This is a genomic window from Limnospira fusiformis SAG 85.79, assembly GCF_012516315.1.
Lineage (GTDB): Bacteria > Cyanobacteriota > Cyanobacteriia > Cyanobacteriales > Microcoleaceae > Limnospira > Limnospira fusiformis.
Genome location: NZ_CP051185.1, coordinates 711276 through 725261, shown reverse-complemented (window position 1 = coordinate 725261; position 13986 = coordinate 711276). Strand labels below are relative to the sequence as shown.

Below are 13986 nucleotides of genomic sequence, written 5' to 3'. Positions count from 1 at the left end.
TGTCTCTTTTGTCAAGATGCCTATTGGGGGCTGTCCATTTTTTCGGGAAAATTCGTGCATCGCCAGAGGCAAGTTTGAGACGGCGAATTATGCTAAATCCTTATATGACAAGGGTTATAGACCCTGTTTTTGGCATTTAGGCACAATAAACCCTTGGGTAACATTAATTACAGTCTACCAGAACCCCTATAAACTCGTCAATAATTTGAGAATAATTGGCAATAAATTCTTATTAATTCTTAATGTCGTTGAAAATAACAAAACTCTCTAGCCGTATGTATTAGCAAAACTTAACTATTTGGGGACGATAGCGCCAACTGTTGGGTGAGGGTATGGGTGAGGGTGTATGTAGGCTTGGGAATTAATCCCAAGCCTATTTTGAGGTATTATGTACGGGTAAGACTTTCGTGCAATTGAGTTAGCATTTCCGCCTCATCTTGGGCGGGTTTTTTGCATTTGAGACCCTGACAAACGAGGGCGATCGCACCGGGAGGCAAATTTTGATCAAGTTTAAAAACAGCAGTAGGTAGATACTGCTTGTTTAACTTAGCGATTTGCTCATAATTAGTGCGAACCAAAGTATTATTACAATACCAATCAAAAGCCACAAACAGACTCGGACAGGCTTGTGGAGACTGGCGCATAACACTAGCAAAGGCTTCCAAAGCCTGGAGGGCGCGATCCAAATAGTTGAGGTCTTCTGTTAACAGAAATAGGCGCACCAAATTAGCGATCGCCACCCCATTCGCCGCCGGAGTAGCATTATCCATATAACTACGTTCACGAATTAGCAAAGTTTCAGCATCATCAAGGGCTGTATTAAAGTAGCCCCCCAATTCCACACTCCAGAGATACTGGTCAAACTCATTCTGAACTTTGACAGCATTTGTCAGCCAAAAATCTGCCAATTCCGGATGTTGCAAACTAGCTTGATGTAGATCAATTAACGCTTTGATAAATAAAGCATAATCTTCCGACTGCGATAATACCGCCACCTTGCCGTCATAATTAACCCGGTGAAAACGGTCATCAACCCACTGATGTTCTAGGACAAATTTTGCCGCCTTAGTCGCCAATTCCAAATATTCGGAATTATCCAAAACCCGCGCCGCTTTCGCCAACCCCGAAATCATCAGAGCATTCCATGCTACAATCATCTTAGTATCAGTAACCGCCGGAATACGACCCGGCCAGTCCCTTTCTTTAGCCGCCTGATTATTCTCAGCCACCGGGAAAGTTGTAACCTCCGCTGGTGGCGCACCATAACGGACTGCGAATAGTTTAGCCAAAGCAGTTTCTATCAAAGGCTCTAACTCATCACAATTCCAGCGCTGCAATACCGTTTTACCTTCAAAATTACCAGATTTTGTCACCGTAAATTGTGCTTGTAACTCCCCAAATTCTGCCGGACTCAGGAAAGTTTCTAACTCTTGGTTAGTCCATACATAAAACGCACCTTCTTCCGGTTCTTTATCCTGGGAGGTGACAAAACTATCAGCATCTTGTGCCGCGTAGAAATAGCCCTCCGGTGCAGTCATTTCCCGTTTCAGCCATTCCACTGTACCATTAATCGCCCTTTGATAAGCAGGTTGTTTCTCGCCATCAGACCATAGGTCTGCCAAAAACTCAAGAATTTGACCGTTATCATAAAGCATTTTCTCGAAGTGAGGAACTGTCCAGGTCGGGTCAACCGTGTAACGATGAAAGCCTCCCGCCACATGGTCATAAATTCCTCCAGTCACTAAGTCTTTTCCCCGTTGCAAACAGGCTGCTTTACCATCTACTTTAGGTGAAGAAATTAAGCGAGTTCCCCGCCAAGCCATATCCGCATAAGGAATCATCGGAAACCGAGGACCGCCGTAGTTATTACGACCAACTACTCCCGTGTTAGTTTCTAGTCCTTGTTTCAGTAAATCTTCGGTTAATTCCGAGGGTGGTAAAATCATAGACTGTCGCAGTTGGGTCAGAATTTCCTCGGTGACAGTTTCGAGTTTATTTTTGTCAGTCTGGTAAAAGTTGTGAATGGCTTTCAATAAATCCAAAAACCCCGGCCTTCCGTAGCGAGGTTCAATGGGAAAATAAGTCCCACCATAAAAGGGGATCCGATCGCCTGGGGTGAGAAATACATTTAACGGCCAGCCTCCTTGACCAGTCATCATTTGTAGGGCTTGCATATAAATGCTATCGATTTCTGGACGTTCTTCGCGATCGACTTTGATGGGGATAAAATTAGCGTTCATATATTCAGCGATCGCCGCATCAGAAAACGCTTCCCCCTCCATAACTGTACACCAGTGACAACTTGAGTAGCCAATAGACAGAAATATGGGCTTATCTTCAGTTCGAGATTTTTCTAAGGCTTCATCGCACCAAGGCCACCAGTCAATGGGATTATCTGCGTGTTTGCGGAGATAAAGGCTTGATGATTGGGCTAGACGATTGCTCATAATATTAGATAAGTTCTAGTGCTATTGACTATGTTGGGATAATTAGTTTTCAGTATAGCGTTTAAATTTACTCGGCGGTATTCTCAGCTAATAAAGCCCTAGCCGCCTCGATCATATCCTGCTGTAAACCCTTTAAATGGTCGTGGTTATCCAAATAGGTTTTTAGGGCTTCTAGGGGGTCGATCGCACTTCCCGCAGCCAATTGAGGGACACGAGGGCGGGCTAGTTGACTAATTAATTCCGGTTGGATAGTATAACTATGGGCTGCACTGAGGGCGGCGTGCAGTTTCGGCATATCGATCGCATCTAATTGATCTGGTCGCAACTGATACAGTAGTCGCACCACAGCCTGATCAATGTTTTTCTTAGCGATCGCCCCCAGCAATGCGGTTAGGGGGTCATCTTGCTGGGAAATATCCACCCTAATTGTACAAAATGAGCGCACTGGTAAAGGGCAAAATTCCCAAGTTGTTTGATTCTTCGCCAAATTCACCAACACAAACCCCTTGTCTTCTTTTTCCTCTGAAAAATCCACCCTTTCTATGCTCCCCGGATACACCACCGGAGGGTTATTAGTAGGATTAAGATTTTGGTGTTTGTGAACGTGACCCAAAGCCACATAATCAAACTGAGGACGAGTCAACAACCCCAAGGGAAGATTAAAACCTTTCCCCACCGCCAGAAACCTCTCAGCCCCGAAACTAGCGCGATCGACCATTAAATGTCCTAACAATACCGTGGGAATATCCGGATCAAGCCGTCGAATTTCTCCCTCTAGGGCTACCGTTAGGCGATCGATGAGTAATTTATTAACCGCCTCCAAAGACAGCCCCTCAGTGTCCGGTCGAGTCAGTAGGGTTGAACGGGTCAACCAGGGGATAGTAATCACCTGAACTAAACCGTGGCGAGTTGGAATGGGATGGGTTTCTAAGCGATCGCCCACCACAAACCCCGGCACTCCCAGAGTCCGATAAATCCCCAAACTCGCCCCCCCCTGTCCTTGGGAATGTTGGTCATGATTCCCCACCAGTAACACCGTGGGAATTTCCGCATCTACCAGGCGGCGAAATTCCTGAGCGAAAGCCTGCTTAACAAATGGTGGCGGGGTAGAATCAGGGAAAGCATCCCCCCCAAACAAAACCAAATCCACAGGTTCTGCGATCGCCCGATCTATACATCGCCCCAAAGTTCTGGTAAAATCTTCCAGACGAGTATTTAAGCCAGTTTCCGGGTTGATCCGTCCTTGGGAAAAACCACTACCCAAATGGATATCCGAAAGATGCAGGACTTTAATCATCAAATTCTCGCCCAATGTATCAATGGCAGGTTACTGTTAACTGAGTAGTGTACCAAAGATTGGGGTTGAAGGGCTTGTCGTTTTCCAGAAACTTTGTGGTATTGTAGGTTTTTGAGAACGGTTGCATATTCCCTTGCCAGACCTTGCCATGTTAAATCCGAATTTGGATGAAATCCAGTTACAGCCAGACGAATACGAACGCTACTCCCGTCACCTGATTTTACCAGAAGTCGGGTTAGAGGGTCAAAAGCGTCTGAAAGCGGCCAGCGTCCTCTGTATTGGCACAGGTGGACTCGGTTCACCTCTGCTATTATACCTAACTGCAGCAGGGATTGGTCGCATTGGGATTGTCGATTTTGATATTGTAGACAATTCCAATCTCCAACGCCAAATCATTCACGGGACCTCCTGGGTGGGAAAACCTAAAATAGAATCTGCCAAAAATCGGATTCTCGAAATTAATCCTAACTGCCAGGTAGAGTTATACAATATCCGCCTCAGTTCCGAAAATGCCCTGGATATTATTAGATCCTATGATGTCGTCGTAGATGGCACCGATAACTTCCCCACCCGTTATCTGGTCAATGATGCTTGTGTTTTGTTAAATAAACCCAACGTCTACGGGTCTATTTTCCGATTTGAGGGTCAGGCTACCGTTTTCAATTATGAAGGCGGACCCAACTATCGCGACCTATATCCCGAACCCCCACCCCCTGGGATGGTTCCTTCCTGCGCTGAAGGTGGAGTTTTAGGGATTCTACCAGGCATGATTGGCGTTATTCAAGCCACTGAAACCATTAAAATTATTTTGGGACAGGGACGGACTCTTAGCGGTCGCTTACTGCTTTACAATTCCCTAGATATGAGTTTCCGGGAATTGAGATTACGGCCTAATCCTGAACGTCCGGTGATTGAAAAACTCATCGACTACGAACAATTCTGCGGCATTCCCCAAGCTAAACAGCAGGAAGCACAAGCAGCCGGATCTCTCGCGGAAATGACGGTGACGGAATTAAAATCTCTGATTGACAGTGGTGCGGATGATTTTGTGTTGATTGATGTTCGCAACCCTAATGAGTACGAAATCGCCAAAATTCCGGGTTCTGTTTTAATTCCTCTACCCGACATTGAACAGGGTAAAGGGGTTGAACAGGTTAAAGAAATTCTCAATGGTAATCGTCTAATTGCACATTGTAAAATGGGAGGGCGATCGGCTAAGGCTTTAGGCATTCTCAAGGAAGCTGGTATTGAGGGGATTAATGTTAAAGGCGGAATTACTGCCTGGAGTAAAGAGGTTGATCCTTCGGTTCCACAATACTAACAGGGTGTAAAATGGTGCGTCAGTGGGATTATTCTATATTATTCATGATGATTAATCCGTCGGACGCACCCTACTTGGGCTTGGTTAAATCAATTAAAATATCATAGCGGAAATCATTAGCTAATTTGCTAAGATAATCAGCTAGGGGTTTATATTGACCAGGAATTTTCGCAATAGTATCAGCAATTAAGCGACCGTTTAGTTTAGTGGCAGCTTGATGTAATTCTTTTAGCCACGGTTCCGGCATTACGGAAAGATTGATTTCCGTTGTATCAACAGATGTGTTATAATTGCGATTGGCTGAGTTTTGGGATTCAGAAATAGCCAGATTTTCGGCTAATTGGGATTGATTTTGTTCATAGATAAAACGGACTCCGAGATGTTTAACGATAGTTTGTAATAGCTGGTCTACCCGGAAAGGTTTGCGGACAAAATCATCACACCCAGCCGATAAAACAATAGATTTTTCTTGTTGGAGGGCGCTGGCGGTTAGGGCAATAATTACAGTAGCTTGACCCTTGAGGTGGCGTTTAATTAGCTGAGTGGCTTCATAGCCATCCATAACTGGCATTCGCATATCCATAAAAATGAGATGGGGCTTCCATTCCTCCCAAATAGCGATCGCCTCCTGACCATTTTCCGCCTCTCGGACATGGAAACCCAAGGGGTTCAATAATTTGACCACTAATTTGCGGTTAGTCCAGTTATCATCAACCACCAAAATCCGATATTCCGGCTGATTTTCTGCTAAAGCGATCGCCCTCCCTGGAGATTTTTCGGAGTTTCTAGTCGCCGCCTCAGCCATAGTCACTTGAATATCAAACCGAAAAATTGTGCCTTTTCCTCTCTCGCTGCTAACTTGAATCTCCCCACCCATTAAACCAATAAACTTTTGAGTTATCGAGAGTCCCAAACCCGTCCCCTGTTGAGAATTACGACCAGTTTCTGTTTGCGAAAACGGTTCAAAGAGTAAATCCATTTCCGAGGGGTCAATACCGGGTCCGGTATCCTCAACTTCAAACCATAGTTGCCCAAAATCATGGTTAAATTTACCCAATTTCACCCGCAAAATCACCCCACCTTTCACAGTAAATTTAATGGCATTTCCCAGCAAATTAATTAAGCATTGACGCAGTTTTTGTTCATCGGCATAAATATAAGTCGGGATCTGATCATCAATGGCAAAATCCAGGGTTAATTTTTTCGAGGAGGCTGGCAATTCTAGCATTTCTCGCAGGGAATTAAGTAAGGAGATTAAATTAAAATTCGTGGGATTCAGAGAAACTCTACCCGCCTCAATTTTCGACATCTCCAAAACATCATTAATCAACTCTAAGAGATGTTCACCACTGCGACCGATAATTTCTAAATGTTCTTTATGGTCAAATAGAGGAATATTAGGATTATGATATAATTCCCTTTCCATTAATTGAGTAAATCCCAGAATAGCATTAAGTGGTGTGCGTAATTCATGACTCATGCGGGCGAGAAATTCACTTTTAGCCCGACTAGCGGTTTCGGCGGCTTCCTTGGCTTGTTGAAGGGCTATTTCAGTTTGTTTGCGATCGCGAATATCTCGGACTACAGCGCAGCCATATTCCCGGTGATTATATTCTAAATGACTCAGGGTAATTTCCACAGCGATCGCCTGACCAGTTTTAGTATAATGAGTTGATTCAAAAGTAAATGAACCTTGGTCTCGCAAATCATCCCAAGAAATTGACCAACCACCAGGGGAAGCGAGGGGATCTATATCTCCCACTTCCATGGTCAGTAATTCCTCTTGAGAATATCCCAGAATTTGACAAGCCGCTTCATTCACATAAAAAAACCTGCCATTAATATCACTAAATAAGACATAATCCCTAGATTTATCAATCGAAAATTGAGTTAAACGCAGCTTTTCGTCGATTTCCTTACTTTCGGTAATATCTTCTAAAACCCCCAAAATTCCCAACACATTACCCTGGGAATCTAACATAGGAATTCTGCTAACATCTAGCCAAATTCGCCGCCCTCCCGGTCCCAGCTTTTGTTTAGGGGCTACCACATTCATTTCCGGGGTGCGAGACTCCAAAACCTGTGTATCTTTTTCCCGGTAAAACTCGGCAATATTAGCATCTGCAAATAAATCAAAATCTGTCTTTCCGACTACTGATTCTGAACTATCGAGTCCGGCGGCGATCGCCCAATTTCGGTTACAACCTCGAAATACTAAATTAGTATCTTTCCAAAATACTTGTTGGGGGATATTATCCAGAAGTAGACGTAAATACTCCTCTTTTTCGCGAATTTCTTGTTCGGAACGTTTGCGTTGGGTAATATCAATAATTTGAGCGATCGCACAGAGAGGATTTCCCTTGACATCCAAACGCAGATAACAAGTAACAATCCCATAAACCCAATGTCCGTCTCGATGACGGTAGCGTTTTTCGAGGGTGTATTCATCAATTTGTTGGGTAATTAATTGCTCAAATTTTTGCCGACAAATATCCCCATCTTCCGGGTGGGTAATTTCATTAAAATCCAAGTTAATTAAATCCGCTTGGGAGTAGCCCACCCACCGACAAAAAGCCGTATTTACCTCTAAAAAATAGCCCTCCGTTGAGATTTCCGCAATCCCAATGGGGGCTAAATGAAATAAATCTCGCAGGCGATTTTGACTCTCAGCTAGGGCGGTTTCTAGCTGTTGTAATTTCTGGTGTAATTGACGGTGATTGTGATTCATATATCGGTAAAGTAAAGTAGAAACTGGTGGCTAAACCCAGATCAGACTCTACCCAAATATCCCCTCGATGGCGATCAATAATTTTCCGACAAATCGCTAAACCGATACCATTTCCTGGGTATTCCTGCTGGGTATGTAGTCGTTGGAAAATCTGAAAAATTATCTGGGTTTTATCCGCCGGAATACCAATCCCATTATCATGAATACCAAATTGCCAATTTTGATTTTTCGGCATCACAGAAACCGTGATTTGGGGGGGTATACCAGGACGGTGATATTTAACTGCATTAGCAATCAAATTTTGAAATAGCTGTCCTAACTGAAGGCGATCGCCAAATACCATTGGGAGTTTCTCTGAGGTAATAATCGCCCCACTTTCCTGAATCGCTAAACTTAGGTTACTCAGAGTTTCCTCTAATATAATATTACAGTCGATCGCCTCAAAAGCAGCTTGTTTCGTTCCCACCCGGCTATAGTGTAGCAGATTTTTAATTAATTGCTGTAGTCGCATTCCCTCATCTAAAATCGGCAGCACATATTCTTCTGCTTCCTCCTCCAGGTTAATTTGCGATTTCAGGGTCAGCATCAATTCCGCAAACCCGGTAATGGTCTGTAGTGGTTGTTGTAGGTCGTGGGAAACAATATAAGCAAATTGTTCCAGTTCTTGGTTAGAACGTTTCAGATCTTCGTTCAACTGCTGTCAACGAAAGTTTTGATTTTGTAATTGTTTCTGTAGTCTTCTAATGGTCAGTTGATGTTCAACCCGCGCCAAAACTTCCTCAACTTGAAAAGGTTTGGTGATATAGTCCACTCCCCCCACCGCAAAGGCTTTCACCTTATCGATAACATCATCCAAAGCACTCAGAAAAATTACAGGTATCTCAGCCGTTTTCTGTTGAGATTTTAAGGCTTCACAGACCTGATAACCGTCCATTTCCGGCATTTTAATATCTAGCAACACGAGATCCGGCGGTTGGTTGGCAACTGCCATTAGTGCTAATTTGCCGTTAATCGCACATTGTACATCATAATCGCGATCGCCAAGAGTTGCCGACAATACCCGCAAATTATCAGGTGTATCGTCAACTATTAAAATGCTACCTTTTTCTGGCTCTAAGCTGTTCACAAAATTCGATTAAAACAATAGGGGACTTTCCAGAAATTATCTGGTAACTGTTGCCGGTCGGTTGGGGACTACCGCCCATAATCATACCACATATAATAATAAACCCTCCCCTCACCAAAGGGAAGAGTTTAACCGGGAGCCAAATTCTCCCACCGCTTCTCAACTAAGATAGCAGTTGTGTGACTATTTGTCTGTATCTTTCATTATTCATCCCTCCGTTTTGTCCTGCTAGTTGTGGATCAATATGCCGTCTCATGGCTTCAATGCGATCGCGGGTGGCGGGGTGAGTGCTTAAAAATGTGGGAGGAGAACTGCTACTTAGAAGTTTGGTCATAAAGTCTAGAGCTGCTTGTTGAGCATATCCAGCCCTACCCAAATTAATGATTCCCAGTTCATCTGCTTCAAATTCTGCACTGCGACTATTCGGCCGTCTTAGGGCTAATTCTACCCCAATTTGTACCGCCCTATTAGTATCAAGTCCAGCCGCCGAAGCCACACCTTGAGCGATCGCCATTTCTCGCATTTGTTGAATAGCATGACGACCGACAATATGCCCAATTTCATGAGCAATTACACTAGCCAGTTGTGCTTCATTATCGGCGGCGTTAATTAAACCTGTATGGATATAAACAAATCCCCCCATAGTAGCAAAAGCATTAATCCGGGAATCATCAACTACTTGGAAAGTATAGGGAATATTAGGGCGATCGCTAGTTTGTGCCAGTCGCTGACCAATTTGGTTAACATACATAGTTAAATCGCGGTTACGATGCAAACGAAACTCGCGACCTACCATCTGATCATTGATCTGTTTACCAATATTGACTTCTTGGCGATCGGAAATAGTAGAAAGCTGGATAACTTGAATTCCTCTAAAAATCAACTCCGGGATAGAAATCGCTTGGGTAGCGGATATAGAACTTAATAAAATCCCACAGACCACCGTTACTGATAGCATTGGATACAGCAAGCGACGGGTATTTTTTCGGAGTTGTGGCAGGTAGTTTTTAAACATAATTAAACAGTTGTTAAGGTGGAAAAGCCAGGCTAGAACATTACGAGGAATCCCAAAGGCTGAAAGGGTATGGTTGCACTATTTAATAGTTCGGGTGAACGTCTACAATTCAGGAAAAAAATGTGTGTTCCTCCTTAATGTTACTGTTCGCATTTTTAATCCTTGGCTTTCTCCCTGGTTTGGTGGTCAATCATCTAATTGACGCGCTTAGGTGCAGATTGGCTGTGGAAAACAGCGATCGCCCCTACTACACAGGGTGTGATACCATAACTATATTCTACCCGTATTTGAGACTCACAATCACTTAAAAAAGTTGCCATTCCCAAAGTTCACCCCAAAAATTTGGCGGCTAGGGGGTGAGGTTGAGTCAGATAATATCCCTGAGCATAATCTATTTCCAGGTCTCGGAGGGTTTCAAAGGCTGGGGAAGTTTCTACCCCGTTGGCTATGGTCTCAATAGCTAAAGACTGCGCCACCAACTGAATTATTTGGACAATTGAGCGATCGCCTAAGTCCTGCGCGATATCTTTCACCAAGTCATCGGCTATTTTCAGATAGTCAACGGTGACATAGTTAAGATAGTCCAATGAGGAATACCGACCACCGACCTGATCTACTGTAACATAATAGCCCTGAATTTGCAGGTTAGCGATCGCATCCGCCGCCTTTTGAGGGTTAGCTAGAATAGTTGATTCCGCAATTTCCCAGCAGAATAGATCCGGTGTCAGGTCTCGTTTAAGTATTTCTCGCTCTAATTTTCGCCACTGTCGGTAATCATATAGAGTCCGACTCGATATGTTAATAGCGAAACGATATTTTTCCCGATTTTCGGGGCTAGTTTCCGACAACAAATCTAATACTGTTTCAATTACCCAGCGGTCTATTTTTTCAGCTAATCTATAGCCTTGGGTTATTATTGGTACAAGCCACGAAGCTGGAACCACTTGCTCTGGTTCATCAATGAAGCGGATTAGAATTTCACAGTATCGCTTCGACTCCCCACTGTTTAGGGAGATTGCTTCTTGAGTATACAGACCAAACCGCTGTGCTGATCGAGTCTTTTTCAGGCGGTTAATCTGGTGAATGCGATCGCCACAGCCGTCCAGATCGCCACCAGGTAAACAAATAACTTTAGACCGATTACTTAAATCAGTTTTTAATGCCGCAGACCTTCTCATAAAACTTGACCCCCAACTTAGCTCAAACAGGTGAGCAGATATTATTGCCTACTTGTACGATAACTAGCCTAGGTAAAATAACCATGAAGATTTGATGAGATTTTTCTTAGGTTAGTTATGGCGAGCCAAGTCTGATAGTCTGCGGAGACCCTGAAAACTTACCGGAAAATCCACAGTTGTCAATCTAAATTTACGAACTGAGACGTGAAAACTTGCACTGTCTCTGTATTAGGGGTGATACTCAATAACCAGAATCGGTTATCAAAAGTCCATTTCCACCCTAAATGCAGGTGTAGTGATAAAGTGATAAGTGCAGCCAGGATTAATTTTTCCAGCATAGCCGATCGCTCCTTTTCAGATAAACATTAACCGCACCCTTTGTGAATTTAGGATCGATTATAAACAATTAGTTAGATAACGACCATGATTTGATGCAGTTATCATCATGATCTTCTACACTCAATTGTTGTGATTTCCGTCACATTAGCAAAATCCCTAGAGAGCTTCTGTATTTTTAATTACGCTTATCATTTCGCAATATATTCCCCTAGCCTCAGAACCAGCTACCCCATTCATCACCCGAAAATCAAATGGTAGAATGGTAGGGTGGGTCAGAAACCAGCTACCCCATTCATCACCCGAAAATCGAAAACTGACCCACCAGAGCCGCGAATATGGTAGGGTGGGTCAGAACCAGCCACCCCATTCATCACCGGAAAATCGAAAACTGACCCATCAGGATAGGCCATTATTAATTATCGATTACTTTAGGTCGCGCTGAGATGTACAATGTCTGCAGTAGAGATTTGTGGAGCTAAAGATGCTGGCATACATCCTAGCGATCGCAGTTGGCTTAGGGAGCTTTACCCTATACATGGCTGCCTTCTTCTTTCCAGAGGTTCATCGCAAAAGTGACTTTATCTGGAGTGGTGTGGGTTTCTTCTACGCCCTAATTCTATGGGTGTGTGCAGCACGCTTCACCGGGGCAATTCTTTTGGGTCAAACTGCTAGTGTCGCCTTGTTGGGTTGGTTAGGTTGGCAGACCCTGTTATTGCGCCGGGAAGTCACGCCACCTCATTTACAAACCCCCCTCCCAGACCCCGTAAAACAGAAGGTCTCAGGCTTATTTAGCAGCCGTAGCGTTAAAAAATCTACCACCCCTAAACCATCATCTAAAAAGGCTAAAAAGGCTTCTCAACCCCCAACCCCCGCCGCCACTCCGGTGACACCAGAAGAAGTAAAACCTGTGGCGGAACCTGTGGCGGAACCTGTGGCGGAACCTGTGGCGGAACCTGTGGCGGAACCTGTAGCTACTACAGAAGAAGCAGAAGCGCCAGCAGAACCATCCCCTGTGGTGGCGGACAGTGAAGCGGTTGCGCCAGTAGTTGAACCAGAAACTATCACGGAGGAACCAGAATTAGCGGTTTCTCAGCCAGAAGTTGTGGAAGTTGTACCCGAAGCCGCGACAACAGCGCCAGCGGAAACCCCCACGACTGAGGAAGTATCGGAGACAGCATCCGAGACAGTATCCGAGACAGTATCGGAGACAGTATCCGAGGAAGTATCGAAGGCGGAGGAAACCCCCACGGAGGAGGTGAAAGAAACTCCAGAGGTCAGCAAACCTGATCGGGTAGAATCTGCTAAAGTGCCAGAAGATAAACCTAGTGAAGCGAAGAAATCCAAAGGATTAGGTAGCTTGTTGGGTCGTTTAAAAGGTATATTTGGCGATCGCAAAAAGAAAGAACCCGCCAAAACTGAAGCGCCGGATACTTCTCTGGACAACCCGAAAGCTCCAGAAAAACAAGCGGATGCTTCTGATTGGGATGATAATGATGATAGTTGGGAAACCGAGGCTGATAATGCTTCCCCCTCTGAGGCGGAAAAAACTAACTCCCCCGATACAGCAGAAGCTGGTCAAGTTTCAACCCCAGATATAGACTCTGAGCATAGTGGTGCTGCTGCTGACCCAGTTTCAACGGGAGAACCGAGAGATGAGGAGGCTACAGATAGTAATATCAAAGCTGATGCTACTGATGTGGAGACTGTCCCCACCCCAGAACCTACAGATGAGGAGGCTACAGATAGTAATATCAAAGCTGAGGCGGAACCTAGCGCTATAGAGACATCAGAAACGGGGGAACAGAAAGACACCAAAGAAGCTGAAACGGCTGTTTCTGAAGTAGCGGACTCTGAGGAGGTAAAAACAGATTCTGCGGAAAAGGCGGACTCCGAGACAATCATGGCGACTCCAGAACCTGAAACCTCAGATAAGATAGAATCTGAGAAGTCGTCAACAGAGACAGAGGAGCAGAAGGGAAGTTCATCTGAATCTCAATCTGATTCTGTTGTTGCGGAAGAGGAGGACGAGGAGGAGGACGAGGAGGAGGACGACAAAACCCCCCGCGCCTTGAAACGTCCCAGAAAGCCTAAACGCAAGAGATAATCTAAGGTTACATATCGATCCGATTCATTATTTGGGGGAAAAAGTGGCAACCTGGCTTTGTGTTAAACAGTGTGGCGCTTGCTGTCATCTTGACCCGACAGAACGCCCGGAATTAGACCAATATCTGGGAACGGAGGAACTCAAACTTTATCTCAGCTTGGTGGGTTCTGATGGTTGGTGCATCCATTTCAATCATGATACCCGTGAATGTAGTATCTACAGCGATCGCCCTCGGTTTTGTCGAGTCCAGGCTGATGTCTTTGAAGACCTCTATGGTATTGAACCAGACCAGTTAAATGATTTTGCGATCGATTGCTGTCAGCAACAGATTATCGGGGTTTATGGGGAGGACTCCCCAGAAATGGAGCGGTTTAACCAGGCTGTTGGTTGGGACGAATAACCTTGCATCTTCGGGCAGATTAGGTTAAATT

Annotated in this window: 11 protein-coding genes and 1 pseudogene; 3 read left to right on the top strand and 9 right to left on the bottom strand. The window is 44.5% G+C overall.

What is annotated here, in order from left to right; all coding sequences use genetic code 11:
• Positions 1-386: 386 nt before the first annotated feature.
• Positions 387-2447, bottom strand: coding sequence for a thioredoxin domain-containing protein (locus HFV01_RS03525; protein WP_006668527.1), 2061 nt, complete (start codon positions 2445-2447; stop codon positions 387-389).
• A 67-nt stretch (positions 2448-2514) separates the two neighbouring features.
• Positions 2515-3744, bottom strand: a complete 1230-nt coding sequence (gene sbcD, locus HFV01_RS03520) for an exonuclease subunit SbcD (protein WP_006623742.1) — start codon at positions 3742-3744, stop codon at positions 2515-2517.
• A gap of 148 nt (positions 3745-3892) precedes the next feature.
• Between sbcD and moeB the strand changes: the two genes are divergently transcribed.
• Positions 3893-5065, top strand: a complete 1173-nt coding sequence (gene moeB / locus HFV01_RS03515; RefSeq protein ID WP_006623740.1) for a molybdopterin-synthase adenylyltransferase MoeB — start codon at positions 3893-3895, stop codon at positions 5063-5065.
• Between the two features lie 70 nt (positions 5066-5135).
• Here moeB and HFV01_RS03510 read toward each other — a convergent pair whose 3' ends face one another.
• The 7 genes and pseudogenes from HFV01_RS03510 to HFV01_RS03485 form a co-directional block, all read right to left on the bottom strand.
• Positions 5136-7793 carry a PAS domain S-box protein gene (locus HFV01_RS03510; RefSeq protein ID WP_193520839.1) on the bottom strand — a complete coding sequence of 886 codons (2658 nt, stop codon included), beginning with the start codon at positions 7791-7793 and terminating at the stop codon, positions 5136-5138.
• Positions 7732-8919 (bottom strand): annotated as a pseudogene (locus HFV01_RS30125) (sensor histidine kinase). Before HFV01_RS30125 ends, HFV01_RS03510 begins: the two are co-directional and overlap by 62 nt.
• Positions 8920-9082: 163 nt before the next feature.
• Complete coding sequence (locus HFV01_RS03495; protein WP_193520837.1) at positions 9083-9934, bottom strand: M48 family metallopeptidase; 852 nt, start codon at positions 9932-9934, stop codon at positions 9083-9085.
• A 194-nt stretch (positions 9935-10128) separates the two neighbouring features.
• The gene (locus HFV01_RS30120) at positions 10129-10254 is read right to left on the bottom strand and encodes a hypothetical protein (RefSeq protein ID WP_006668533.1); all 126 of its coding nucleotides are present in this window, start codon (positions 10252-10254) and stop codon (positions 10129-10131) included.
• Between the two features lie 9 nt (positions 10255-10263).
• Complete coding sequence (locus tag HFV01_RS03490; protein ID WP_193520836.1) at positions 10264-11112, bottom strand: EAL domain-containing protein; 849 nt, start codon at positions 11110-11112, stop codon at positions 10264-10266.
• A 179-nt stretch (positions 11113-11291) separates the two neighbouring features.
• Complete coding sequence (locus HFV01_RS32275; RefSeq protein ID WP_498366155.1) at positions 11292-11450, bottom strand: QAALIT motif small membrane protein; 159 nt, start codon at positions 11448-11450, stop codon at positions 11292-11294.
• Positions 11451-11723: 273 nt separating this feature from the next.
• On the bottom strand, positions 11724-11861 hold the full coding sequence (locus tag HFV01_RS03485; RefSeq protein WP_193520835.1) for a hypothetical protein: 138 nt from the start codon (positions 11859-11861) through the stop codon (positions 11724-11726).
• A 71-nt stretch (positions 11862-11932) separates the two neighbouring features.
• Here HFV01_RS03485 and HFV01_RS03480 point away from each other — a divergent pair, with 71 nt between their 5' ends.
• Entirely contained in the window at positions 11933-13555 is a 1623-nt protein-coding gene (locus tag HFV01_RS03480) for a Ycf66 family protein (protein WP_193520834.1), read from the top strand.
• Between the two features lie 43 nt (positions 13556-13598).
• Positions 13599-13955, top strand: coding sequence for a YkgJ family cysteine cluster protein (locus HFV01_RS03475; protein WP_006668538.1), 357 nt, complete (start codon positions 13599-13601; stop codon positions 13953-13955).
• Positions 13956-13986: the final 31 nt, after the last annotated feature.